This is a genomic window from Luteibacter sp. UNCMF366Tsu5.1, from assembly GCF_900119235.1.
GTDB classification, from domain to species: domain Bacteria; phylum Pseudomonadota; class Gammaproteobacteria; order Xanthomonadales; family Rhodanobacteraceae; genus Luteibacter; species Luteibacter flocculans.
The window spans coordinates 755539-780663 of the sequence record NZ_FPIS01000001.1 but is presented as its reverse complement, the minus strand read 5'-3'; the positions used below and the strand labels follow the sequence as shown (position 1 = coordinate 780663).

At 64.7% G+C, this 25125-nt stretch carries 24 protein-coding genes; 9 read left to right on the top strand and 15 right to left on the bottom strand.

Translation table 11 applies throughout. From position 1 onward, the window contains the following. The first annotated feature begins 58 nt into the window (after positions 1 to 58). On the top strand, positions 59 to 949 hold the full coding sequence (locus BT115_RS03370; protein WP_072321115.1) for a LysR family transcriptional regulator: 891 nt from the start codon (positions 59 to 61) through the stop codon (positions 947 to 949). A gap of 35 nt (positions 950 to 984) precedes the next feature. Here BT115_RS03370 and BT115_RS03365 read toward each other — a convergent pair whose 3' ends face one another. Then, positions 985 to 1371, bottom strand: coding sequence for a nuclear transport factor 2 family protein (locus BT115_RS03365; RefSeq protein WP_072321114.1), 387 nt, complete (start codon positions 1369 to 1371; stop codon positions 985 to 987). A 240-nt stretch (positions 1372 to 1611) separates the two neighbouring features. Here BT115_RS03365 and BT115_RS03360 point away from each other — a divergent pair, with 240 nt between their 5' ends. Next, positions 1612 to 1962, top strand: a complete 351-nt coding sequence (locus BT115_RS03360; protein ID WP_072321113.1) for a DUF3147 family protein — start codon at positions 1612 to 1614, stop codon at positions 1960 to 1962. 30 nt (positions 1963 to 1992) lie between these two features. Here BT115_RS03360 and BT115_RS03355 read toward each other — a convergent pair whose 3' ends face one another. Then, positions 1993 to 2706, bottom strand: coding sequence for a DUF4386 domain-containing protein (locus BT115_RS03355; protein ID WP_072321112.1), 714 nt, complete (start codon positions 2704 to 2706; stop codon positions 1993 to 1995). 208 nt (positions 2707 to 2914) lie between these two features. On the opposite strand from BT115_RS03355, the gene tehA reads away from it, so the two are divergent. From tehA to BT115_RS03340, 3 genes are all read left to right on the top strand, one after another. Then, entirely contained in the window at positions 2915 to 3883 is a 969-nt protein-coding gene (gene tehA / locus BT115_RS03350) for a dicarboxylate transporter/tellurite-resistance protein TehA (RefSeq protein WP_072321111.1), read from the top strand. 159 nt (positions 3884 to 4042) lie between these two features. Continuing rightward, positions 4043 to 4450 carry a DUF6326 family protein gene (locus tag BT115_RS03345; RefSeq protein ID WP_072321110.1) on the top strand — a complete coding sequence of 136 codons (408 nt, stop codon included), beginning with the start codon at positions 4043 to 4045 and terminating at the stop codon, positions 4448 to 4450. 74 nt (positions 4451 to 4524) lie between these two features. After that, complete coding sequence (locus tag BT115_RS03340) at positions 4525 to 5271, top strand: EAL domain-containing protein (protein WP_072321109.1); 747 nt, start codon at positions 4525 to 4527, stop codon at positions 5269 to 5271. Between the two features lie 213 nt (positions 5272 to 5484). Here BT115_RS03340 and BT115_RS03335 read toward each other — a convergent pair whose 3' ends face one another. The 3 genes from BT115_RS03335 to BT115_RS03325 form a co-directional block, all read right to left on the bottom strand. Next, entirely contained in the window at positions 5485 to 7350 is a 1866-nt protein-coding gene (locus BT115_RS03335) for a hypothetical protein (protein WP_072321108.1), read from the bottom strand. A gap of 96 nt (positions 7351 to 7446) precedes the next feature. Further along, positions 7447 to 8445 carry an SGNH/GDSL hydrolase family protein gene (locus BT115_RS03330; RefSeq protein ID WP_072321107.1) on the bottom strand — a complete coding sequence of 333 codons (999 nt, stop codon included), beginning with the start codon at positions 8443 to 8445 and terminating at the stop codon, positions 7447 to 7449. 181 nt (positions 8446 to 8626) lie between these two features. Then, positions 8627 to 9088 carry a MarR family winged helix-turn-helix transcriptional regulator gene (locus tag BT115_RS03325; RefSeq protein ID WP_083527282.1) on the bottom strand — a complete coding sequence of 154 codons (462 nt, stop codon included), beginning with the start codon at positions 9086 to 9088 and terminating at the stop codon, positions 8627 to 8629. Positions 9089 to 9148: 60 nt separating this feature from the next. On the opposite strand from BT115_RS03325, the gene BT115_RS03320 reads away from it, so the two are divergent. After that, positions 9149 to 10624: an FAD-dependent monooxygenase gene (locus BT115_RS03320; protein ID WP_072321105.1), complete on the top strand. Its 1476-nt coding sequence runs from the start codon at positions 9149 to 9151 to the stop codon at positions 10622 to 10624. Positions 10625 to 10668: 44 nt separating this feature from the next. Here BT115_RS03320 and BT115_RS03315 read toward each other — a convergent pair whose 3' ends face one another. The 10 genes from BT115_RS03315 to BT115_RS03270 all read right to left on the bottom strand — a co-directional run bounded on the left by BT115_RS03315 (position 10669) and on the right by BT115_RS03270 (position 20437). Continuing rightward, positions 10669 to 11328 carry a ChrR family anti-sigma-E factor gene (locus tag BT115_RS03315; RefSeq protein ID WP_072321104.1) on the bottom strand — a complete coding sequence of 220 codons (660 nt, stop codon included), beginning with the start codon at positions 11326 to 11328 and terminating at the stop codon, positions 10669 to 10671. Further along, positions 11325 to 11957, bottom strand: a complete 633-nt coding sequence (locus tag BT115_RS03310; protein WP_083527281.1) for a sigma-70 family RNA polymerase sigma factor — start codon at positions 11955 to 11957, stop codon at positions 11325 to 11327. Before BT115_RS03310 ends, BT115_RS03315 begins: the two co-directional genes overlap by 4 nt. Before the next feature lie 19 nt (positions 11958 to 11976). Beyond that, positions 11977 to 12537 (bottom strand): lipocalin family protein, encoded by a 561-nt coding sequence (locus tag BT115_RS03305; RefSeq protein WP_255369350.1) that lies wholly within the window; start codon positions 12535 to 12537, stop codon positions 11977 to 11979. 11 nt (positions 12538 to 12548) lie between these two features. Next, entirely contained in the window at positions 12549 to 13637 is a 1089-nt protein-coding gene (locus tag BT115_RS03300) for an SAM-dependent methyltransferase (protein ID WP_072321103.1), read from the bottom strand. Next, positions 13618 to 14424 carry a DUF1295 domain-containing protein gene (locus BT115_RS03295; RefSeq protein WP_072321102.1) on the bottom strand — a complete coding sequence of 269 codons (807 nt, stop codon included), beginning with the start codon at positions 14422 to 14424 and terminating at the stop codon, positions 13618 to 13620. The genes BT115_RS03300 and BT115_RS03295 overlap by 20 nt, the downstream gene beginning before the upstream one ends. Before the next feature lie 22 nt (positions 14425 to 14446). Further along, positions 14447 to 15739 (bottom strand): SAM-dependent methyltransferase, encoded by a 1293-nt coding sequence (locus BT115_RS03290; protein ID WP_072321101.1) that lies wholly within the window; start codon positions 15737 to 15739, stop codon positions 14447 to 14449. Then, positions 15736 to 16533, bottom strand: coding sequence for a DUF1365 domain-containing protein (locus BT115_RS03285; RefSeq protein ID WP_072321100.1), 798 nt, complete (start codon positions 16531 to 16533; stop codon positions 15736 to 15738). Before BT115_RS03285 ends, BT115_RS03290 begins: the two co-directional genes overlap by 4 nt. After that, positions 16530 to 17813, bottom strand: a complete 1284-nt coding sequence (locus BT115_RS03280) for an NAD(P)/FAD-dependent oxidoreductase (RefSeq protein WP_072321099.1) — start codon at positions 17811 to 17813, stop codon at positions 16530 to 16532. The genes BT115_RS03285 and BT115_RS03280 overlap by 4 nt, the downstream gene beginning before the upstream one ends. A gap of 2 nt (positions 17814 to 17815) precedes the next feature. Then, a complete protein-coding gene (locus BT115_RS03275) occupies positions 17816 to 18709 on the bottom strand; it encodes an acyl-CoA desaturase (protein WP_072322229.1) in 894 nt (297 codons plus the stop codon). Positions 18710 to 18847: 138 nt separating this feature from the next. Beyond that, positions 18848 to 20437: a histidine kinase famiy protein gene (locus tag BT115_RS03270; RefSeq protein ID WP_143144447.1), complete on the bottom strand. Its 1590-nt coding sequence runs from the start codon at positions 20435 to 20437 to the stop codon at positions 18848 to 18850. 419 nt (positions 20438 to 20856) lie between these two features. Here BT115_RS03270 and BT115_RS03265 point away from each other — a divergent pair, with 419 nt between their 5' ends. The 3 genes from BT115_RS03265 to BT115_RS03255 are packed head-to-tail and all read left to right on the top strand — an operon-like array spanning position 20857 to position 25101. Then, positions 20857 to 21519: an ABC transporter ATP-binding protein gene (locus BT115_RS03265; RefSeq protein ID WP_072321098.1), complete on the top strand. Its 663-nt coding sequence runs from the start codon at positions 20857 to 20859 to the stop codon at positions 21517 to 21519. After that, the gene (locus BT115_RS03260; protein WP_072321097.1) at positions 21512 to 24034 is read left to right on the top strand and encodes an FtsX-like permease family protein; all 2523 of its coding nucleotides are present in this window, start codon (positions 21512 to 21514) and stop codon (positions 24032 to 24034) included. The genes BT115_RS03265 and BT115_RS03260 overlap by 8 nt, the downstream gene beginning before the upstream one ends. Next, complete coding sequence (locus BT115_RS03255; RefSeq protein WP_072321096.1) at positions 24034 to 25101, top strand: lipocalin-like domain-containing protein; 1068 nt, start codon at positions 24034 to 24036, stop codon at positions 25099 to 25101. Before BT115_RS03260 ends, BT115_RS03255 begins: the two co-directional genes overlap by 1 nt. Positions 25102 to 25125 lie beyond the last annotated feature (24 nt).

Here is a 25125-nt window from a genome sequence, read left to right as displayed (position 1 = left end):
ATCCAATTTCGTGTGCATAGCCGTTAGAATTGGACGCTTCGTCTCACAGGTGGAACACATGGATCTGCTCGCACTGGCCGATTTCACCCTGGTGGCCCGTCACGGCGGGTTCGGCAAGGCGGCCCGGGAGGCCGGTCGCCCGAAGGCCACGCTGTCCCGACGCGTCGCCGAGCTGGAGTCCAGCCTCGATCTGCGCTTGTTCGAACGAGGGGCGCGGTCACTCAAGCTCACGGAAGAGGGGCGCGCCTTGTTCGAACGCGCGGGCATGCTCCTGCTTGAACTGGAGGAGACGGCGGCAGCGATTGCATCGGGCGGTCAGACCGTCCGTGGGCGTTTACGGATCAGCGCACCGCTGCTGTTTTCGCAGACGGCCATGGGAAAGCTCGCGGCGGAGTTTGCGCTTCGCTATCCCGATGTGCGGCTGGAAATCACGGCGGACGATCGCGCCGTGGACATGGTGGAAGAGGCCTATGACCTGGTCATCCGGGTCAACCCGGAACCCGATGCCACACTCGTCGGGCGGATCTTTCTTCGGGATCGACTGGTCGTTGTGGCAAGCCCCGATCTCGCACGTCCTGCGGATGGCTCGCCGGTACCCGCGGTCACGCGCGGGGCGATGCAGCCGGCGCAAACCTGGAACGTGACGATGTCGTCGGGCCCATCGACCCTCACCGTCGCCCCGGTGCTCAGCATGTCGTCCTTGGTGATGGTGCGCGACGCGGTTCGCACGGGCGTCGGCGCAGCGCGCCTGCCACTGTCACTCGTCAGCCACGATCTCGCAGCCGGCACACTGGTTCATTGGGGCGACGTCGAAGGGCCGGAGATCGCTTTGTGGGCGCTGTACCCCACGCGACGATTACTGAGCGCTCGCGTGTCGGCGTTCCTGGAGCATCTTCGAAGCGCTTTTCCACGCGGCACGCCCGATGAACTCGCTGCCTATATGCGTTGACCTGGCTTTCGGTTCACGCGGCGGGGCGGGGGTGCTTATGCCGTCGGTGGCGTATCGAGAAGCACCCAGAGCCGGGCAATCCTGCCACCTTCGAATTCGGCCGCATCGGCCCCGGTGACGGCGATCGGCCCACCTTGCGGGCCGGCATGCCAACGCAGAACGGCGAGACCGTGATGCCCAACGGCCGAGCCCTCAGGGACGAAGGTGAAGGTCGGGCCGAACTGTTCGAGCAACTTGCCTGCGACCGCACCAATGGCGTCCCGCCCGCGGACGACAGCATCCGGTTCGAACATGACCGGATCGTCGACGTAAAGCTCCGCCAACGCAGCGGCGCGACGCTCAGCATCCCGTTCGTTGAACACCCGCTCCAGGTTGGAACGGAGCAGGCGGTCGTAGTTGAGGTCCGTTTCGGTCGTTGCCATGGAGGGTGCCTTGGGGATGGTGCTCCGGACCATAACCTACCCTCGCGTGGCGGGCCTTGTAGGTGTTTGCGATCCGTCGTCGATTGGGCACTATGCCGGCTCGGTGCGGCAGCCCAGGAGGCCGTTTTCGAACGCCGTTCGCGAGCGCACCGCGATGTCGAGCCGAAGAACGTCGTGCGACTCGGCATTCGGTTAGCCGTGTTTTTCCAGTAACCGTCATTCACTCGCCGGACCATTCCCATGCCTTGGATCATCACCAAATACGCCATCACCGCAGCAGTGGTCGTGCTGGTCTCGGAAGTCGCCAAGCGGAGCGATCGCCTGGGTGCGCTGATTGCGTCGCTGCCGATGGTCACCCTGCTGGCGCTGACGTGGCTCTATATCGAAAAGCAGCCTGCGGAGAAGATTGCCAACCACGCCTGGTATACGTTTTGGTATGTGGTGCCTACGCTGCCGATGTTCTTGCTGTTTCCCTGGTTGCTCAACCGCTTTGGCTTTTGGCCTTCGCTCGGATTGAGCGCCGTGGTCACTATCGTCTGCTTCGTGCTGTTCGCCTGGATGGTGCGGCCGTGGGGCATTCGGCTGCTTTGACCCGCTTTGCCGCACGGAGAGGCGCGATGCTCATGCCACGCGGGCGTGGTCTATGGAGGCAACGCTGCTGCGCTTCGCACCAACGGCCAGCAGCCAGAAGCACGTGCCCAGCTCGCCAAGCGCAGCGGGTAATGTGGCGTAGTCGGCGAGCGCCGAACGGCCATAGTCGGACCACAGGAGTTGCCCGAACACGTCGATGACATAGCCGAGGCTTCCCAGCATCAGCAGATAGCCCAGCAGTCGTGGAATCATCAGCGACACGACGATGAGATAACCGAGCGGCGCGAGCCACAGTCCCCAAAACAGGCTGGCGATGAGCAAGGCGTGGTCCCAATGATGCAACGCCGCCTGTGCCAGGGTGCGGCTTTCTGCGCTTGTAACCTCGGACAGCAGGTTTGTATCGGTAAGCCAGCCGATCGCGTCGAGGCGATAGGCGGCGGCAACGAGAGACACAGGCACGCTCGCCAGCGCCAGGACGACCATCAGGGCGGCATGCCATGGCCCTGCGTGACGCAGCCATCGGTAGAACATGATCGGCAGCACGCAAAAGGCAGCTTGCTCGACGATAAACGCTGCGGTGCCTGCGTTGTAAAGTGCGGGGTGTGCCAATAACCGTCCTAGTCTGTCAGACGGAGCACCGTCTCCCGCCAGCGTAGCCGGGACGTACATCAGGCTGAACAAGCCGGTCGCCACAACGATCAGATAGATCGCTCCGGTTAGTCGGCCGAGCTGCTTCTCGTCCATGCACGTATCCCTCGGCGCCGCTCTCGATGCTCGCGAGTATGCGAAAGGCGCCTCTTCGGGGACCGTGCCGAAAGTATCGTGGGGCGCCTCGCAGACAGAATGCGCATTTGGACACGGCAGGTTATCGATACCTCGCCACCGGGTTCTTCAAGACAGCGTCCGCAGCGCATCGCACAGTGCCGGCGTCCTTGTCCTCCTCGGCCACTCAATGCCCTTCTATCGCTCCATCCCCGCGTCGTTCTTCGGCATGGTCCTCGGCCTCGTTGGGCTGGGCGGTAATTGGCGTCTGGCGACGCGCCTTTGGGGTGTGTCGCCTGCTATCGGCGAGACCATCATGGCCGTGGCGTTCGTGGTGTGGCTGCTGGTAAGTGCGTCTTACACGTTGAAGTGGTGTCTTCATCGCGACGCAGCGGTCGAGGAGGCGACGCATCCCGTGCAGTGCTGCTTCATCGGCTTGGCGCCGGCGACAACGGCCCTGATGGCGGTGGTGCTTGCGCCGCATGCGCATGGACTTGCGATGGTCGCGCTGGCGGTCGGCGGGGTAGGCCACGTGCTCTTCAGCATCTGGCGGTTGGGCGGCATGTTGCAGGGCGGTCGCGAGGTGACGACGGTGACGCCGGTGATCTACCTGCCTTCGGTCGCCGGGAATTTCATCACGGCCATTGCGGCAGGCACCTTGGGCTATCCATCGTGGGGTGTGCTGTTCTTTGGCGCGGGAGTGTTTGCCTGGCTTGCGTTGGAATCGGTGATCGTCAATCGCTTGTTCCACGCGCAGCCGCTTCCGCTGCCGCTCCGACCGACCTTGGGTATCCAACTCGCCCCGCCTGTGGTGGCTGTCGCGGCGTGGCTCGCCAATACCAGCGGTGAGCCGGCGCTGCTGGTGCAGGCCACCTGGGGGTACGGCATGTTCCAGTTCCTGCTGTTGGCGCGGCTGATCCCGTGGATCGCCGAGCAGCCGTTCAGCCCTGCGTACTGGGCGTTTACCTTCGGTGTGACGGCGCTCTCGGGCACGGCCCTCACCATGACCTCGCGTGGCCTTACCGGCGCCATTCCGCAGCTTGCGCCCGTGCTTTTCGTGGCGACGAACCTCGTGCTGGCCGCGATCATCGTCGGAACGGTCATCCGCGCCTTTCAAGGCAAGCTTTTTCCTGCCGCGGTGATACGCCCCGCACCCTGATCGGGCGTTCCCTCGCGAACTTGGCGTTCCTCGCGCAGCCCTTGCGGCGTGCGATCGTTGGTGCATGATGTCGAAAATCCGAAAGGGAGAGCCAGGTCCGAGTCGTTCTTCCTTCGCCATCGTACAGTGACGTTTCCGAAGAGAGGATGTGGCCGAACTATGCTCGAAGACATCAAGGTACCCGTGAGGTTGCGCCTGGCCGGTCTCTGGACATCGTTGATGTTCTGCTATGTCTACGGTGATTACTTCGGACTTTTCGTCCCGGACCACCTGCGCAACATGCTTGCTGGAAACTTCGGGCCGATGGGGCCGACCACGAATTCCCTGCTCATTGGCGTGAGCGTGATGATGGCCATCCCCGCACTGATGGTGTTTGGCTCCATGGCGCTTCCCGCCGCGTGGTGCCGCTGGGGAAACATCGTCCTCGGCGTAGTTTATGCGGTCATCATCGTGATGACCCTGCCGGGCGCGGCGCCTTTCTACGTAATGTTCGGAGTGATCGAGATCGCGCTCAGCCTCTTCACCATCGTGACGGCCTGGCGCTGGCCGAGGCTAAAGCAGGCGTGACGGTCGATCTTCACGTTTCGTTGTTCAAGTCGCTTTACCTTCGGCCGATAGGATAGCGAGCTGCGAGGGAAGTCATGGCACAGCAACACTCATGCGGAGCGTGCCGTAACGGCATGGCTTTTGAAGGCACCATCACCATGGCGTTTCAGCCGATCCTGGACCTGTCGGCCAGGCGCGTCTTCGCGCACGAAGCGCTGGTGCGCGGTACCGACGGATCGTCGGCGGCCGACGTGCTCGCATCGGTCCATCCCGAGAACCAGTACGCGTTCGATCAGGCATGTCGTGTCAAGGCACTGGAATGCGCGGTGGACTCCGAGCTTCCAGCGCTGGTGTCGATCAATTTTTTGCCGAACGCGGTGTACAACCCCGAGCACTGCCTGCGCGCCACACTTGCGGCTGCCGAGCGTGTGAAGTGGCCGCTATCCGACATCATCTTCGAGGTGACGGAGCACGAGCGAATCACCGACCAGGCACACCTGCTGTCGATCCTGCGGACTTACCACGCCCGTGGCTTCCTCACCGCCATCGACGATTTTGGGGCGGGCTATGCGGGGCTGAATCTTCTTGCCGATTTCCAGCCCGACATCGTGAAGCTCGACATCGGACTGGTTCGAGACATCGGCGGCGATCACGTTCGCCAGCGCATCGTGTCGCACATGATGCGTCTGTGCGACGACCTCGATATCAAGGTCATCGCAGAAGGCGTCGAGACGATCGCCGAGTGTTCCGCGTTGCTCGACCTTGGCGTCGTGCTCCAGCAGGGTTTTCTTTTTGCCCGGCCGTCGATCGGCAAAGCCATGCCGCCCGTTTTCCCCGCTTAGGTCGTCAGGGCCGCGTTGTGTGTGGGCGCCGTCATGGCGGCGACGCACATCCGCGATGAGGCTAGGGCTTGCGCGCCGCCATGGAGGCGATCGGAACCCGTCGGTGGGAGCCATCCTGATGGCGATGGGGACCCGCCTCGGTGCTACACCGCTTCGTTGGCTTCTCGCCGCCATGGCGGCTCCCGAGATGATGTTCTGAGGTGGAAGCGGGGCTCAGTCGAGCCCCGTCCAGCGATGGCGCTCGGCCATGGCCAACGCCAGCTTCGGGCTGCGGCGGGCCACACGTTCACGCGTTTCGCGCTCTGCCCGGATGCGCGGCCAGGCGTCGAGATACGCAGCCAGTACATCGGCATCGCACGCGTAGCGGGCGAAAGCCTCCGGCGTCGCAGAACGCAAGGCCACCGCGCCGTTGTAGCCACCAAAGCCCTGAGTGACGCAGATGGCGCCCCCGTCGGCGTGTCCCGGTGTCGGTTCGGCCTGTAGGTGGAAGTGCGAACCGACTTCGGCGAGATCCGGGTCGAGGCGACGCAGGCTGGGCACGCCGGGGGCAGGGCGACCAAGCACGAATTGCACGGCCTGCGACAACGCCTTCAGGCCGGTTTCGCCCATGGTGTGGCCGTCGCCCACCGCCTTGTGTGCCCCGACGAAAAGCTTGGGCAATTCGCCCGTATGACCCTGGCGTTGCGCTGCGCCCTGCAGACCTGCGAGTGCGGTGCCGAGGTCGGTCTTGGAGTTGGTGCGCGTGCCGGTGGCATGGGCGGCGAGGTAGTGGAAGTCACCGATGGCATAACCGTGGCCCTGATAGGCCATTTCCATCGCCTGCACCAGGGCGTTTTCCCCACCGAAACCGACGCCTGCGAAATGCGCCTTGCCACCGGCCTCGGCACTCTGGCCCCAGCCCACGATGATCGAGGTGATGTCGAGATGGTTGCGCAGCGCGAAGTCGAGCGTCGTCACAAGCAGCCCGGAGCCACCGTGGCCGACCACCGTACCGTCGGCATCGGTGTCGAACGGCGCGAGTGCGTCGTGGGCGGTGCGCTCCGGCTCACCCGCATGCGCTTCGTTTTTTGCCGCCAGCTTGGCGCCGGTCATCAAGGCCCCGCCACCGAAGGCTTCGAGGATGCCGTAGCCGGGCTGGAGTGCCGCATCGGCGGCAGTCAGCAACACCATCTTCGGTTTCTGGAAACCGGGGTAATCGAACAGCAATTGCGGCGCGATGTCGGCCAGTGCGACGAGGCTGGATGCGCAGGCCCCAACAGCGGTAGACGGCGCCTGCGGAACGCGCATGAAACCGATCTCGTCGGAACGCAGCGATTCGCGCAGTTCCGGATTCTTAAGCACGCGGCTGATGCTGTAAGACGGTGCAAGCATCGTCGAGACGAGCGCAGGACCGTGCGAACCGAGGGAGTGCGACAGCCGGACCGCAAAGGTGTCTTTCGGGATACCACCGGCAGGCTGCGGCGCATCGGGGCGCAGCCACTGGCCCAATGCGTCGTGGCCGCCGAAGGCGGTGGCGGAGGCGACGCGGAAGCCGAACGGATTGGGCACCAGTTCCGACAACGGTCGGGGCAGGCCGGCCAGGGCACCCAGCGCGCCATACACGAACAACTGTGCCTGCAAAGACGGACTCAGCAAGGGCTCGTCCTGAAACAGGCCGTGCATGTCCTTGAGGCTGGATGCGCGTATGTCTTCGAAACGGATACCGGCAAGCCGGCGCAGGCCACCTGCCTCCAGATCGTGCGGCAGGGGCGCGGCGATGTCGGTCACGGCACGCGGCGCATGGTCGGCGACCTGAGCGACATGGCGGATACCGCTATTGGCACGCAGCTCGGCGCCGTGCAATCGCTCGAGATCCGCCAGCGTGGCCGGTTCGCCCACTTGCTCGCCCGACGCCCAGCGCATGCCGTCTGCCGCGTTTTCGGCGTGCGGATCAAGCGAGACGAGGCCGGCATCGAAGGCGGCCAGTGGCAAAAAATCGGGAGAACGCGCCACCAGCGCCTGATAGGTTTCCGTCGAGCCCACGGCGGAAAGGGTGCACGCGGTGCCAACGGTGACGAGGACCTGATCGCTTCGCAGCATGTTAATCGTCATGACAGGGAAAAGACGATTATAGCGCCCCGACCCATTCCCGCCGCCGCCGACCGCTCCCGGCCGGCGGCACCGCGTGCAAAGGCTTCAGTTCGAGCCCTGGACCTTGAAATGGGCTTCGGCCGCCTGTGACAGCGTGCCAAGGTCGAAATTTTTCTTGATCTCATCCGCCCAGATCTGCGCGATCACCTTGTAGACCTCCTCGGTGGGATGCGCTTCGTCGCTGGTCGTGGTGCAGAAGGCGTCGAGCTGGTTCCGCGGCGGCGCGCCATAGCGGACCTCGATGCCCTTCGGTTGCGCCTTCTGGACGAAGCCATAGGAATTGAGGTTTCTGCAGACGTGGTACATCGGCGTGAAGAGATCCACAACGAAAGCCGGAAGTGCGGCTGACACTTTATTGATCTGCGCCTTCAGCTCGTTGCCAAAATTGAGTGACCCGGTCGTAAATTTGGTGACCTTATCTCTTGCTTCCTGCCCGTAGTAGCGCACCGCATCCTTTGGGTCAGGGAGGTTGCCGAACAGGAAGTGTGCTCGGGGATCGAGCGCAAGAATCTGCCGACAGATATCGCTCATTTCACGCGCCACAGCGGCCATGTCGTCCATGTTGCGACTATTGGTGACCAAGTCATTGAGGCCGAACCAGATCAGGTACAGACCTTCGCCCGGAAGCTGAGGATGATTCTTCTTGTATGCGTCGACATCCTTCTTGTAGCGATCGAACTGTTCCTTGAACGTGCCGAGCCCGGTGCCCCAGCGATCCGACCCGCCCATCGCGCCACCTTCGGCGTAGTTGGCATAGTAGAGCGGGCTCGTGGTGGGCGAGCCTTGTTTGCTGTTTTCACTCCATGTCAAATGCGGGGCAGCAGCAGCCAGCGACGTGGACCGATCCACCGTGATCAACGGCTGGCCGCCGGCCCATTCCCAGATGAAGTCCGTCCAGTTGCGGTTGTCACTGAAGCGCTTCACCTGATTGGTGCGCATCAAGCCGAAGAGCGAAGCGAACTGTCCGGTCAGCGTGTCTCGCTTGACGCCGATATCCGAAAGACTGTCCCCGAAAATAATGAGTCGATTTGCCGTAACGGTCATGGCAGCATGTCCTTTGGTGTGATCACCCGAGTGATGTGTGCGGTGTGTCCAGCGGTGTATGCCGTGGACTGACGGGTACGCCTGCGGCGTCCCTCGGGGGTCACTATCGCGACACGCCGCGGCGGCCCGTATCGGGAAAATCCCGATCATGGGCCGCGATTTCGCCGAGCCGTGTCTGCCGTTACGTGTTCGGTGGATCGAGGTCGTCAGCCAGCCGTGACATGAGCTGGGCCGCGGTTTCGACGTCCTTGCTACTCCACGTGCTGAACGTCGCTTGTGCGATGCGCTCGCGCGCGGTATCGATCGCCCGATTCATGCGCTGACCTTGCGCGGTGATCGTGGCTTCGGAGATGCGCCTGTCGTGCGCGGCCGGCTGCCGTTGCACGAGCCCCAGCGCATCGAGCTTGGCAACCTGCCGGCTCACCGTCGTGTAGTCGCGTCCTACGCGATCGGCCAGTTCGCCGACGCCGATCGGCCCGAAGCGATCGACGAGAACGAGCAGGGGAAACAGCGCGCGGTCGAGCGAGATCCCCGCCGCTGCGATGAGCTGTTCGTCGCGCTGGGGCCGGTTCATCACACCCACGATGCGGATGAGCGCCGTATGCAGCTGGCGTAGCGTCGCCTTATTGTGTGTATCTTGCATATAGTTGTGTGCAGGCGTAGCCTTCAATGTGTGCAATATACACATATTGGAGAACGTGCGATGCCACCGATCTTCGTTTTGATATGCGGTGCCGGTCCGGCCGGACTCACCGCCGCCCTGGAACTTGTTCGTCGCGGGGTGTCGGTACGCCTCATCGACCGCCGCTCGGGACCGTTTCTCGCATCGAGGGGTAAGGGCATCCAGCCGCGCACACTGGAGATATTCGACGACCTCGGTGTGTTGGACCATGTGCTGGCCGCGGGCGGGCGTTACCCGCCGCAGATGATTCATGCCGATGACGGAAGCATCACCGAGGAAGGCATCCACCGTGCGCCGCCGACGGAGGCGGAGCCGTATGGCGAGCCCTGGATGGTGGTGCAGTACCGGACCGAACAAGCGCTGATGGACCGACTGGCAGCGTTCGGCTGCCATGTGGAATGGGTTACCGAACTCGATGCGGTGGAGCACGGTGAGTCGGTGAACGCGTCACTGCGTTCTGCCGCGGGCACCGAATCCGTGTCATGCACGTACCTGCTGGGGGCGGACGGTGGGCGGAGCACCATCAGGCACCACGTCGGCATTGGTTTTCCGGGCAAGACGCTGGGCGTGCGCGCTGTTGTAGCAGACCTGTCGATGAGCGGCCTCGACGACACGTTCTGGCATCGCTTTCATGACGGCGACATGGCGAGGCAGTTGTCGTTGTGCCCGTTGCAGGGAACGGGCTTGGTCCAGTTGCAGGCGCCAGTGCCGTTCGACGTTGACGTGGATACCTCGCCCGAAGGTCTGTCGCGCTTCATCGCCGAGCGCAGCGGGCATGCCGAGCTGATCGTTCATGACGTCGTGTGGGCATCCGTCTACGACATGAACGCACGTCTGGCGGAGCGCTACCGTGCGGGCCGCGTGCTGTTGCTCGGCGACGCCGCGCATACGCATCCACCAACGGGCGGTCAAGGACTCAATACGAGCATCCAGGATGCCTACAACCTTGGTTGGAAGCTGGCGGCCGTGCTGAACGGTGCACCGGATGCACTCATCGACAGCTACGAAGCGGAGCGGCGTCCTGTCGCCGCCGACATGCTCGGCTTGTCGACTCGTCTGCTCGATGCGGCAAGGCGTGGCGACATGCGGCGAGGACGCGACGCGCAGCAACTCGATCTGGGTTATCCCGATTCGCCTCTGAACCTGGAGGATCCGCCGCGTAAGGCTGGCCTACGAGCCGGCGACCGCGCGCCAGGGGCGGCATTCGTCGATGCATCGGGAAACGCGGTGCACCTGTTCGAACGGCTGCACGGCATCCACTGGACCGTGTTCTGCTACGAGAGCGAATCCGCACCTGCGCCGAGGTCCGATCTGCACGTGCATACCATCGGTTCGCGCGGTGAGCTTCGCGACACCGAGGGATCGTTCGCCCATGCCTATGAACCGCAGGCGGGCGACTGGTTCCTCGTACGGCCCGACGGCTATGTCGGCGCGATTCTCGGGTCCAGCGCGCATGGGCGTATTACGGGCTACCTGGACGCCGTGGGCGTCAGGTAAGGACGGGCGACGAGCGCCGCGCGCGGTGAACCAGCGCGGTGCTGCTACAACTTGAACAGCGGTTGCAGCGAGCGGGCCAGCCAGCCCGAGAAGCGTAGCGGTGCATCGGTTGCCGCCACACATACGCAGGGAACGCCGGGCGCCGTGACAGGCTGATGCTCGATGTCGCTGTCGAGGTCCGCGACGTCGCCCGGCGCGAAGTGACCGAGGGAATCGTCGTAGGCACCGCGCAGGATCATCGTCAGCTCGTTCTTGCCGTGCGTATGCATGGGCAAGCTGCGACCGGGGGCCACGCGCAGCAGCATGAGGTGCCCGTCGTCCACGCCGCGCGCCCGGATGTGGTGGATGCCGGGCCCGATCCACTTCCACGGCAGGTCGCGGTACGAGCGCCCGAAGTAGGGCCACAACGGCATCGGCAGGTCATCCGGGTCATGGGCCACGGGGCGGGCCGGAGACGGACGGGGTGCAGGAATGTCCTCCTCGCCCAGGCGTGCCAGCAAGCGCTCGCGAGCGTCATCGGACAAGGGCATGCCTTCTTGCTGGCTCAGCAATTGGCCGCCGATGGCGTCGGCGTCGAGCAGATGGTCGCGGCAGGTCGAGCAGACGCTGAGGTGTGCCGACACCACCGCAGCGAACGCAGCGGGCATCGCGCCTGCGGAGTAGCTCATCAAGGTGGCGGCGTCGAGATGATGGTGCGGCTTCATGGTGTTTTTCTCAGGCCTGCCTGCAGCTTCGCAAAGGCACGACGCAGGTTGGACTTGACCGAGCCCAGCGGTTGCCCAAGCTCCTGGGCGATTTCGCTGTGGCTCTTTGCTTCGAAATAGGACATCCGGATCACCCGGGCCTGCTGCGGCGGCAGTTCGTCGATCGCGCGCTCCAGACCCACGCCGTCCGCGAACCACTCCGTGCTGTTCGCATCGTCGTCGGTGCGTTGATCGAGCCAGTCGAGGCCGTCCTGGATGGGGAGCCAATGCGGCTCGCCGCGAATGCTGTCGATGTAGAGATTGCGCGCGATGCGGAACAGCCAGGTGGATACGTTCGCCCGGCCGGGGTCGAATAGGCTTGCACGCCGCCATACCCGAAGCATGGCTTCCTGCACCAGTTCCTCGGCCTGTGGCGCGGCCACGCCGAGGCCGACGAGATAGCGCTGGAGGCGCGGTCCGAAATGGGCGAACAGACGCATGAAACAGTCGACGTCGCGGTTCGCTGCGACGGCGGCCATCTGTCCCGCCCAGTAGGCGGGATCGTCGTTGGCCTGGGAAGCGGAATGAGACACGCGCCGATGGGCCTCGATCGGGATGACTTTCTGGTAAGTCGGGTCGGAACGCATCATAGCGGCATTCGTCGTGTCGTTACCGTGCCTGTGTCGGTGGCTCGGGCCAATGCTGGGGCACTTTGCGCAACTGCTTCACGTCGTAGCCCATCGCGGCCACGCGATCCACCAGTTGCTGGTACTGCGGGTCGGGCATCGTGGGGCTGCGCGCCATGATCCATACGTAGTCGCGCTTGTCACGAGCCACGATCACGGTGTGATAGTCGGCATCGACCCATGAGATCACATACTGCGCCTTGATCGGCCAGACGAACTGCATACCCCAGATGGCACCGTTCGTATCGGGACGCACATAGCCGGTGGCGCTCATCGTCTTCAGGTGACCGGCCGGCGTCTCTTTGCGGTACCGGAACGACGTCTCGATCTTGCCGTTGTGCAGCAGCTTGTAGGATTCCACGGCATTGACCGCACTTTCCTCGTAGGGTGTGGGAATGGACGCGATGACGTACCAATCGCCCATGTAACGTGGGACGTCCACATGGGACGCGCGGGGCACCGGCGCCGGGCGTTGCGTGGAGCACCCGAGCAAGGGCCACGCGACGAGCAGCGCACCGCCAAGACGGCGAACAAGGGTTCTCATGGGCATCTCCATCAATCGCCTCGTACGAAGCGGTAGTGAGCCACGAGCCATTCCTGCCCATGGGCGTAGCCGAACAATTCGGCGCATGACATCCAGAAGATGCGCCAGCGCTGGAACCAGAGCCGCGCGAGTTCCGCCGACCCGTATGCGCCGGTCAGCGTGGTCATCACCTCGTCGCGTCGTTCGTCCTGATTGCGAAGCCAGGCATTGGCCGTGCGTTGGTAATGCGTGCCATCCACGAGCCATTGGTCCTCGATGCGCAGGTGCTCCTGGAACCACAGCAGCGTGTCCGTGGCCGGCATCATGCCGCCGGTGAAGAAGTGCCTGCCCATCCAGTTGTCGGTACCCTCGGTATCGAAGAGATAGGCCGCTTGGCGGTGGGCGAAGATGTGGACGAACAAGGCGCCACCAGGACGCAGCCAGGATGCGATGCGCGCCATGAGCGCGCGGTGATTGCGCACATGCTCGAACATCTCCACCGAGACGCAGCGGTCGAATGCCTCGACCGGGAGGGCGAGCGTGTTGATGTCGCAAGTGATGACGCGCAGATTTAACAACCGTCGGCGCAGGCATTCGGCCTCGATGTGTTGGCGCTGCGAAGCCGAGTTGGAGACGGCAGTGATGCGTGCATTCGGATAACGCTCGGCCATCCACAGCGAGAGCGAGCCCCATCCGCAGCCGAGTTCGAGGATGTCCTGTCCGTCCGCGAGCCCTGCGCGCTGCGCATACAGTTCGAGCATCGTATTCTCGGCCTGTTCCAACGTGGCGGAAGGGTCAGTGAAGTAGCAGGCGGAATACTTGAGGCGCGGACCGAGGCAATGCTGGAAGAATGCGGTAGGCACTTCGTAGTGCTGCGCGTTCGCGGCGTCCGTATGCACCGCTACGGGTGCGCTTCGCAGTTGCTCGATGAGCATGCGGTGGCGATATTGCCGGGCCTCTGCATCGCCACGATTGCATTCGGCGAGCCGCTGCTCGCATAACCGGCGGATGCCGGCGCGGATGAGGGCGTCGGGCAGCAGGCCGCGCTCGGCGAGCCCCAACAGGCCCGGCGCAGCGCGATCCGGCGCCAACGCGCTTTCGTCAGCGAGCGTCGTGTTCATGGGAGTCCTTGACGGGTTTGGGAAACCAGGGGAAAAGCATGGGCGTGCTGCGCTGATAGTCACGGTAGTCTTCGCCGCGCGAGCGCAGCGCCTGCGCTTCCGTAAATGGAATACCGCTCAGCCAGCGGAGGAAGCCCAACATCACCACGGGGCCGAGCCAGGCGAGCCACGCCAGTGGCGACCCGACGGCCAGTGCCACGTAGCTGAACCAGTGCAGCCACTCGAAGAAGTAGTTTGGGTGGCGGGAGTAATGCCACAGGCCGCCGCGATACGTACGCGTCCGGCTCTCGGGCTGCCTGCGATAGCGCGCCAGCTGGCCATCCGCGATGGCTTCCCCGGCGACGCTCCCCACCCAGACGATCACGCCGAGCACGGCCCAGCCGTTGAGCGTCTGGGTGGGGTTTTCCGCCACTGCCATGAACGGAAGAGAGAAAAGCAAGACGAGTGCGGCCTGGGCGAGGAAGAAGGCGAGGAACTTCCCTTGATGCCCCTTCCAGTGCGAACGAAGGTAGCGATAGCGACCATCTTCTTCTTCATCGCGCACACGCTGCCAAAGATGCAACGCGAGGCGCACCGACCACGCCGCACCAAGGGTCGCCACGAGGAGACGAGGCAGCCATCCCCCCGAGCCCGTCGCTGCCATCCACAGCGCCGACATGCCCAGGCCTGCTGCCCAGAGCACGTCCACGATGCCGGCGTTCCGGTGCCGGCGCTGCCAGACCCAACCTGCGGTCATCAGCGCGAGCATGACGCACGCGAGGATGCCCAGTTGCAGCACGTGGTTCATGGGCGCCTCCGCACGTTCACGGTCATACCGGCCGTCCTTCGGCGTTGGCCGTCCAACGCCCGAGCGCGGGCCGAGCGCCCGGCTTGGCGAGCAGGAGGTGCGATACGCCGATGGAGCGTTCGAGGAAGCCGCCTTCGCAGTACGCGAGATAGAAGTCCCACAAGCGCATGAAGCGTTCGTCGAAGCCTTGCCGGCGCACGTCGTCGAGGTGTGCAAGAAAGCGCTCGCGCCACGCATGCAGCGTATGCGCGTAGGAGAGCCCGAAGTCTTCCAGGTGTACCAGCGCGAGATCGCTGGCACGCGTCTTCGCCGTCAGCATGGCGGCGATGGACGGAATGAAGCTTCCCGGGAAGACGTGGCGCTTGATGAAATCTACCGAGGCAAGGGCCTGTGCGTAGCGGTGGTCTTCGATGGTGATGGCCTGCACCAGCGCCACGCCGTCGGCGGACAGCAGCGCACCGATCTTCGCGAAATAGGTCTCCATGTAGCGAGCGCCGATGGCCTCGATCATCTCGATGGACACCACGCGATCGTAGGTGCCGTCGAGGTCCCGGTAGTCGCGCAGCAGCAGCTCGATGCGATCCTGCAACCCCGCCTCGGCAACGCGCTGGGTTGCCAGCTGGTGCTGTTCCTTGGAGATCGTGGTGGTGGTGACGTGGCAACCGTAGTGACGTGCGGCGTGGATCGCAAAGCCGCCCCAGCCCGTGCCGATCTCCATGACGCGCATGCCGGGCTTCAGGTCGAGCTTGGCGCAGATCACGTCCAGCTTGCGGGTGGATGCCTGGTCGAGGCTGTCCGTCTCGTCGCACCAGAGAGCGGACGAATACATGAGATCGCGCGAGAGGAACAACGCGAAGAACGGGTTGCCCAGGTCGTAATGCGCGGCGATGTTGCGGCGGCTACCGGATCGTGTGTTCTCGCGGAAGGCATGCCACAGGCGCATGGCCGCGCCGCCAAGGCGGGCAGCGCCACTCTCCATGGCATCGAGCAGGTCGCGGTTGCGTACCAGCAGGCGCACGAGCCCGACGATGTCGTTGCAGTGCCAGTGGCCTTCGATATAGGCATCTGCTGCACCGACACTGCCATGCGTGGCGAGCGAGCGGTAGAAACGGAGATCGGAAACCACCAGCTCGATACACGGCCACGCGGGATCGGCATCGCCCAGTTCCCGTTCTCCGAATGCATCGCGCAGCAGCAAGCTGCCATGACGGAGTCCGTCCAGTCGGTCGATCAGGCGGTTGCGGAGCCAGCGGTCCAACGCGGGAGCCGCGGGCGTGCGCAAGGGTAGGGAGGGAGTCCTGGTGAGTTCGTTCACGGCGCGGTTCCTGGTGCGCGCGCCTCGGGGAGGGAAGCGGCTTCGGGTGGGTGATCGTGGACGGGCGTACGCTTCGCCCACAGGCGCAGTGCCTGCCAGTGGATCGCGCCGATGACCTGCATCGTCATGAGCGGGTAGCGCCACAGCAGGCGGGCGAGGGCGGGGCCGGTCAGCGGTTGGCGTTGAAGCGCCAGCGTGGCGTCGAATTCGCAGGTGTCGGCGTCGTGCACTTTCATGTGCACGCGGAGATCGTCCGCTGGCGCGGTGAAGCGCCAGTCGTAGCGACGTGCCATCGCCATGAACGGCGAGACATGGAAACGCTTGTCGAAGGCCCAGCTCATGGCGCGCCCATGGGCGTCGGCGCGATCCACCGGCAGCACGTAGGCGTGGCGTTCGCGCCAGGGCGTATTGGTGATCTCCGCGACAATCGCTTCGAGCGTTTCGCCGTCCGCGGCGTAGCAGTAATAAAAGGTGACCGGATTGAACACGTAGCCGCCGTAGCGGAGATGCCCGAGCATCCGCACCGGGCCTTCCGGGCGTTTCCCTGTCTGGGCTTCCACCTTCTGGCGGACGACCTCGGCCAGTGGCCTGTCGTGTGGCGCCATGAAATCGGTACGCCGCCACTCTGCGAGGTTCGGTCGATTCACCGACCAGAACCAGCGTGAACGGAACACGTCGTCTACTTCGTCGAGATCGAGGTAGATCTGCGCCATGCGGTAGCTGAAGGCGTGCTGGGTCGGCTTATGGCGACGATGCACCACGCGGCCCTCGTAAATGGCGCTGGCGAAGCTCATGCGCTCACTCCACGATGCGACGTGCACTGTGTCGTGGTCGTGCTCTGATCCGACAGTGCGGAGGCGACCTCGACCGCGCTGCGCATGCCATCTTCATGGAAGCCCCATCCCCAGTACGCACCGGCGAACCAGGTACGCCGCTGTCCCTGGATTTCGTGCTTTCGCGCCTGCGCCGCGACGCTGTCGGCGGTGTAGACCGGATGCGCATACGACATGCGACGGAGGATATGCACCGGATCGATGCACGCCGCGAGGTTGAGGCTCACGATGAAGGGGCGCGGCGAGGCGATGCCCTGGAGGATGTTCATGCAGTAGCTGACCGTGCATGCTTCGCTGGGTCCCGCAGGAATCCGCGCGTTCCACGCCGCCCAGGCCTTGTGTTGACGCGGCAGGACGCGGGCGTCGGTGTGCAGCACGACGTCGTTGGTCTGGTAGGGAATGGCACCCAGGATCTCGCGCTCCTGGTCCGACGGATCAGCGAGCAGCCCGAGTGCCTGGTCGCTGTGGCAGGCCAGCACCACGTGGTCGAAGCTTTCCTGACCATGCAGCGAGGTGATGACGACATGCTGCGGATGCCGGGTCACGGCCCAGACGGGGCAGGACAACCGCTCGTCGACCTGCCATTGGCGTCGCATGGCCTGTATGTAAGTCGAGGAGCCACCGTCCACCACCAGCCATTGCGGGCGCTTCTCCACCTGCAACATCTGGTGATTGGCCATGAACTGGACGAGGTACCGCGCGGGAAAGTGGAGGATGGCGTGGGCCGGTGACGACCACAGCGCCGACGCCATCGGGACCAGGTGCTCATCGCGGAAGGCTTCGCCGTAACGGTGCTCGGCAAGATAATCGCCGAGGCTGGGGCCAGGCGAGGTGAGGTCGAGAAGCGCGGGCGCCTCGCGGTAGAACCGCAGAAGATCGCGCACCATGCCAAGAAAGCGCGGCGAGACCAGATTGCGACGCTGACAAAACAGTGTATCGAGCGTGGCGGCGTTGTACTCGAGGCCCGTGCCGGCGTGGCGCACCGAAAAGCTCATCGTCGTGGGCCGTGAGGCGACGCCCAGTTCGTCGAACAGCCCGTGCAGGAGCGGATAGTGGGCGCGGTTGTGCACGATGAAGCCCGTGTCCACCCGATAGGACTGCCCATCGAGCGCGATGTCGTGCGTATGGGTATGGCCGCCGAGATAGTCGTTCGCCTCGAACAGCGTGACCTCGTGTTCGTTGCGGAGCATCCAGGCAGTAGCCAGGCCCGCGATACCGGAGCCGATGACGGCGACACGCATGGTCAGTACCTCGCCTTGGCGTGTATCCACGCGGGTACGCGCTTGAGTTCCCAGACGAGACCCAACGCTTCCATGGCCTTCAGGCCGTACCAGGTCAGGTCGATCTCCCACCAGCGAAAGCCCTGACGCGCCGAGCCGGGATAGTAATGGTGGTTGTTATGCCAGCCTTCGCCGAAGGTGATGAGCGCCAGCCAAAGGTTGTTGCGGCTGTCGTCGCGCGTCGGGAAGCGTCGACGTCCGAAGCGATGGGCCAGCGAGTTGATGGTGACGGTGGCGTGGAACAGCACGATGGTGGAAATGAAGAAGCCCCAGACGAGCATCTGCGGACCGTCGGTGTGCCACGAAGGCACGTAGCGATGCAGGCCTGCGCCCAGCGCATACAGGACAACGGCCAGGATCAGGGGCACGACGACATCGTAGCGATCGAGCCAGCGCAGTTCCGGAAACGTTCGCAGGTCGGGCACGCGGTCCAGATCCGTCCGAAAGGCCGCCGGCGTCAGGAACCAGCCGACGTGGCTCCACAGGAAACCGCGCACGGAGGGCGAATGCGGGTCGAGCGGCGTGTCGGCGTGAATATGGTGGTGCCGATGGTGGGCTGCCCACCATAGCGGGCCGCGCTGGACGCAAGCGGCACCGATCACGGCAAACACGAACTGCACCGCACGCGACGTGCGGAATGCGCGGTGCGAGAAGTAGCGATGGTAAAAGCCGGTGATCGCGAACATGCGTACGGCGTAGAGCAGGCACGCCACGACGACCGCGACGGTGGACACTCCCACCCAGATCACCGCCAGGCAGGCCACATGCATGGCGATGAACGGTACCGCGCGCAGCCAGTCGATCCGCCGCTCGTCTCCCGCGGCGACGTCGGCGCTCCCGTCGAACCACAGGCGCAGCCTCCCCAGGCCATACCGGCTGGAGCGGCCGGTAGCAGGAGAGGGCGTCGCAGTCTGCTTCATGGGGAATCCTTTGCCGGTCTTGCAGGTGTATACGTTCGCCAGGGCGAATCGGATGCACCTGCGCGGCCGAAGGACTCAACTGATGCCGTTCGGGCCTTCGAGCACGATGCGAACCTTGCGCAGCAGGTCCACCATGGCATACGGCTTGTCGATGACGTCGTAGGCCGTGCCGCGCGCGTCGGTCCGTTCGATGGACGACTCCGCGTAACCGGTGGTCAGCAAGACCTTGAGATCCGGCCGGAGGGCCTGCGCGCGGCGGGCCAACGCGACACCATTCAGGTTCCCTGGCATCACCACGTCGCTGAAGAGCAGGGCGAAGTTGCCGTCCCGTTCGAGCACCGCCAGGGCTTCCTGGGCATCGGTGAGCGCCACCACGTCATAGCCATGACTTTCCAGCATGGTCTTGGCGATGTCCGCGAGATCCGCTCGATCGTCCACCACGAGGACCCGCTCATGCCCGCGTCGCCCCGCTGTGCGGGCAGCGCGTTGGCTCTGTCCGGTGTCCTGGTCGGCGGGAGCCTCGGTGACCGGGAAGTAGAGCGTCACCGTGGTGCCTTGTTGCAGCGCCGACTGGATAGCGACGGTGCCGCCCGATTGGCGGACGAAGCCGTAGACCATAGACAAGCCCAGCCCGGTGCCCTTGCCTTCCTCCTTGGTGGTGAAGAAGGGGTTCAGCACGTGGGCGAGGACTTCCGGCGGCATGCCGCTGCCGGTGTCGACGACGTCGATGGCAATGAAGTCGCTGCCGCGACCCGCCAGGTCGCCCTGGCTGGCAATCTCGTCGGTTGCCGCGTTGCGCGTGCGCACGATGAGCGTCTTTTCCGGCGAACCCACCATGGCATCGCGCGCGTTCAAAGCGATGTTGAGCAGCGCCACTTCGATCTGGGTCGGGTCGAGACGCGCGTTGCGCACCTCTGCCGCCAAGCGCAGATCGAGGCGAACGTCCGCCCCCAGTGCGCGTACGAGCATCTCTTGGAGATTGCGAATGACGTCGTTCGGATTGAGCACGCGGCCCTGCAAGCTTTGCTTGCGTGAGAAGGCCAGAAGCTGCGACGTGAGCTTGGAAGCGCGTTGGATGGCGCCGCGGGTGCGGCCCGCGAGACCTAGCAGCCGCGCGGTGTCGATCTGTGGCCGGCTGAGACCGGCTTCGATGACCTCGACGTAGCCCATCATGATCTGCAGGAGATTGTTGAAGTCGTGCGCCACGCCGCCGGTCAGTTGCCCAAGAGCCTCCATCTTCTGCGCCTGACGCAAGGCTTCTTCCGCGTCGCGGCGACGGCTGATGTCCAACTGCGAGGCGAAGAAATAGATGACGTTGCCGTTCCTGTCGTACACAGGCGACACGAACAGCGCGTTCCAGAACGTGGAACCGTCCTTTCTGTAGTTCAGGATTTCCGTGGCGATCTCGCGCTCGGCGGCCACCGCATCGCGCACCGCGGTAATGGTTGCCTGGTCGGTTGCCGGCCCTTGCAGAAGACGACAGTTCCGCCCAAGCAACTCGTCGTACGTGTAGCCGGTCATGCGCAGAAACGCGGGGTTTGCAAAGACGATTGGATTGTCGGCGAGCTTCGGGTCCGTAACGATCATCGGCATCCGCGTAGTGGAAACCGCCGCAAAGAAAATGCTACCCGCCTCCTTATCGAGCCCTTCGTAAATCATGGGCATAGGGCCGGTATCGTGGATGGGAATGTGATCCGCCATAGGCGTCTTCTCGCATCGAAAGGCGCGATGGTGCCACGAGCTGGCGCGGGATCGCGTTCAATTGACGGTGTCTTCACCAAGGTGAAGGCGCTCATTCTGGCCGCGTTTAATTGCGTGAACGCGACGGCGGTGAGAAGCCAGCACAGCAAGGTGGGAGCCAGCCTGCTGGCGAAAGGCCAACGAAGCGATGTAGCAGCGAGACAAGTTTCCCATCGCCAGCAGGCTGGCTCCCACCGGCAAGCGGGGCGTTGACGCAAAGCGGTGCGGAACACGTGCTTGCGCATAGCGGGGCGTAATTTGCATAGCGGCGCGCCGCGCGCCGGCATAGCGCTCGCCAAGCTGCGGGTTAGACTGCTCGCTCCGTTTGCCATGGAGTCACCCTGATGTTGAACGTCGCTGGCCTGGTCAAGTCTGTGCCTGGCGGAAGGACGCTCTTCGAGGGGATCGATCTTGCGCTCGCGGCAGGCGAGTTCGTCGCGGTGACGGGCGAGTCCGGCGCGGGCAAGTCCACGCTGTTGAATCTCATCGCGGGGCTCGATTCGCCAGATGCCGGCACGGTGTCGATAGACGGCACGAACATCGCCAGCCTCGATGACGACGGTCGCACGCGATTGCGGCGCGACCATATTGGTTTTGTTTTCCAGGCGTTCCACGTCCTACCGCACTTGGACCTCGCCCATAACGTCGCGCTTCCACTCGCTCTGCAAGGGCGGGATCCGCAGGAGGCGTTGCATGCAGCGGAGACGATGCTGGCCTCGGTCGGCCTGGGAGGACGTGGCGATGCCTATCCGCGCGAACTGTCCGGTGGCGAACTGCAACGGGTGGCCGTGGCACGTGCGCTCGTTCATGGGCCGGGGCTGATCCTGGCCGACGAGCCCACGGGCAACCTCGATCCGGACACGGCGGCGCGTACGCTGGCCTTGTTTGTCGAGCGCGTGCGCGACACGGGGGCCGCCGTCGTGCTGGTAACCCACTCGCGCGTCGCCGCCGCAGCGGCCGATCGCGAGCTCGTGCTTACACCGACGGGGCTGGTTCAACGTGGCTGAGTGGCAGGTGCTTCCCGTGGTGCGCCGCTGGCTCATCGCAAGCGAGTGGCGCGCGTATCCCGGGCGGTTCTTCACGGCGGTATTGGCAATCGCACTCGGCGTTGCGCTTGGTTTTGCGGTGCATCTCGTGAACGCCTCAGCACTCGGTGAGTTCGACAAGGCGATGCACGCAGCCAACGGCAGCGCGGACCTCACCGTGCGCTCGGCGAGTGCATTCGGATTCGACGAAAACCTCTACCCACGCATTGCGCGCCTGCCCGGTATGCGCGTGTCGCCGGTGGTCGCGCTGGCCGGCGTCGCCGAAGGCAAGACACCGGTCTCGATCGACGGCGTGGACATCTTTCGCTGGCTGGGCGCTGCACCCGTCCAGGACGCGGATAACGGCGCCGGCGCCGACGCGTTCGGCGATTTTCTCGTAGGGCGTGCCGTCCGCGTTTCCTCAGCAGTGCTGTCGGCAACCGGACGCCGGGTGGGCGATCGCCTGCGGCTCGACGCGAATGGACACACGTGGTCTGTACGTATCGCCGGTGAGATCCCCTCGACGGACGGACGTGCCTCCGTGCTCGTCGACATTGCCGCCGCACAATGGCGATTCGGATCGCTCGGGCGTCTGCATCGATTGGACATTCATCTATTGCCCGGCACGAACGCCGTCGAAGCGCGCCGATCGATCGAAGCGTTGCTGCCGGCCGATGCGATGGTGGCCGATGCGGCAAGCGATCGGAGTCGTAACGAGGGCCTGTCGGCCGCCTATCGCGTGAACCTGGACATGCTCGCCCTCATTGCGTTGTTGACGGGCGGGTTCCTCGTTTATTCCGCCCAGTCGCTCTCCGTCGCGCGTCGTCATGCGCAGTTCGCGCTGCTTCGCGTGTTGGGCATGGAACGCCGCAAGGTACTGGCCCAGGTGCTCACCGAGGCGCTCGTGCTGGGCTCCTTCGGCGCGGCGGCGGGCATCGGACTGGGCATCGCGCTCGCCGCACTGGCGTTGAAGCTGTTGGGCGGCGATCTGGGAGGCGGCTATTTCATGGGCGATGCGCCGACGCTGGTCTTCGCGCCGTGGGCTGCGGCGAGCTTCGCTGCATTGGGGGTCGCCGCGGCAGTGCTGGGTAGCATCGTTCCCGCGTCGGCCGCTGCGCGACTCGCACCGGGCGTCGCGATCAAGCAGGCGGGAGACATGGGCGATCCGCGGCGACGCCAACGTTCATGGCCCGCCCTGGCCCTGTTGGGTGGCGCGCTGCTGGTGTCCTTCCTTCCGGCGGTGGGTGGCATCGCGGTCTTCGGCTATGTGGCGATGGCGCTTCTCCTGGCCGGCGGCGTGATGCTCATGCCGTCGCTCGCCCGCGCGCTCGTGGCGCCGCTGCGTCTTGCGCCGTTCCGCAATCTGCCGTTTCGCCTGGCGACCGAGCGGCTCTGGGGAGCGCCGTCGCAGGCCTCCGTGGCATTGTCGGGCATCGTGGCGTCCACGGCGTTGACCGTCGCGATGGCTATCATGGTCACCAGCTTTCGCGGATCGGTCGAGCATTGGCTGGACGATGTGCTGCGAGCCGACATCTACGTGTCGGCGGAGAACGGTCCGACGGGTGGATTCGACGCCGACGCGCAGGCCCGCATGCGCCGCGTACCGGGCGTGGCATCGTTCGACGTACTGAAGGAAACGCCGTTGCAGTTCGACAAGCAACACCCGCCCGTGGTGCTGCGCGCGCGGGTGATGGCCGGGACGGAGAAGCATCTGGCGCTGATGGGTAGACCGGCTGCGGTGCCCGAAGGGCAGATTCCCGTATGGGTCTCGGAGCCAGCGTCGCGCATCTACGGCTGGCGGCCAGGCCAACGCTTGACCTTGCCGTTGCCGGGTGCGCCGATGGTGACAGTGGCAGGCATATGGCGCGATTACGCACGCCAGCACGGTGCCATCGTCATCGATGATGCCGCGTATACACGGCTTACCGGGGATGGCGCGCGCACCGGCGTGGCCGTCGTGCTCGCGCCTGGGGCGCAAGCCACCGACGTGATCGCGCGGCTGCGTGCTGCGGCGGGACCGGCGTATGCGAGCGCTACGGTGAGCCGGCCGCAGGACATTCGTCGTCAGGCGCTCAAGGCGTTCGATCGCAGTTTCCTTATTACCTATCTGCTCGAAGCCATTGCCATTGCGGTGGGTCTTGCCGGCGTGGCGGCGACCATCGGCGCGCAGGTCCTGTCGCGCATTCGCGAGTTCGGCATGCTCCGTCACGTCGGGGCCACACGCCGCGAACTCGCCCTCATGCTGGTCACGGAGGGTGCATTGCTCGGACTCGTGGGTGGCATTGCCGGTGTGGCGCTTGGTGCGGCCATGAGCCAGGTGCTGATCCACGTGGTGAATCCCCAGTCGTTTCACTGGACGATGGACACGATGCTGCCCTGGACACTGCTTTGTTCGGCGGTGGCCGGGCTCGTCGTCGCCACGTCGGGCACGGCGCTGATTGTGGGGCGTAGCGCGTTCTCCGCCAATGCGGTGCAGGCGGTGAGGGAGGATTGGTGATGCGCAAGCTGGCTGCACTCGCGTTGCCCTGGTTGCTCACGATGGCGGGCGCCGGCTTCGCCGACGACCGCGTGACGTATCCGGCCGTTTCACCGCACGATCCGCTCGTGTTGCCTCGCGATCACGGCGCCCATCCGGATTACAAGACGGAATGGTGGTACGTGACCGGTTGGTTGCAGACCACCACGGGACCGGTCGGCTTCCAGGTCACCTTCTTTCGCTCGCGCCTTCCGTTTGACGACGGCAATCCAAGTCGCTTTGCGCCGCGGCAGTTGATCGTGGCGCACGTCGCACTGGGCGACCCTGCGGTCGGTCACCTCCAACACGGGCAGCGGATGGCGCGCGAAGGATTCGGCCTGGCCGAGGCGGCGATCGGCGATACCGACGTCACCATCGACGACTGGCGTCTCGTGCGCGACAAGGATGGCGCATTCGCCGCGCATGCAGGCTCGGACGCGTTCACGCTCGACCTGCACATGTCGCCGACGCAGGCGCCGTTGTTGCAGGGCGACCGGGGCTACAGCCGCAAGGGGCCGGAAGAGGCGAGTGCGTATTTCAGCATTCCGCACCTCGCCGTCACAGGCCGACTGACACGCGCCGGCCACGCGGAAATGGTGCGCGGCGAGGCATGGCTGGATCGCGAGTGGTCATCGAGCCTGCTCAATACGCGGGCAGTCGGCTGGGACTGGGCGGGGCTCAATATGGACGATGGCAGCGCGATAACGGTGTTCCGCGTGCGCGATGCGCAGGGCGGCGTGGTCTGGACCGGGGGCAGCGTGCGCGGCGGCGATGGGTCGCTGCTGATCCTTGGGCCCGGAGACGTGACGTTCGAGGCACGGCGACGTTGGCGCTCGCCACGCACGGGCGCGATGTATCCCGTGGAGACCGAGGTCTCGATCAAGACACCGGCCGGTGTGCGGCACATGACGCTGCGCCCGCTGTTCGACGACCAGGAGCTGGACTCGCGGCCGACCGGTGGCCCCATTTATTGGGAAGGCGCAGTCAGCGTGGACGGCGGCCGCGGTTTTCTCGAACTTGTCGGTTACGGTGGCAAGGCACGTCTTTAGAGCGCTCGCACCGGTTCGTGATTC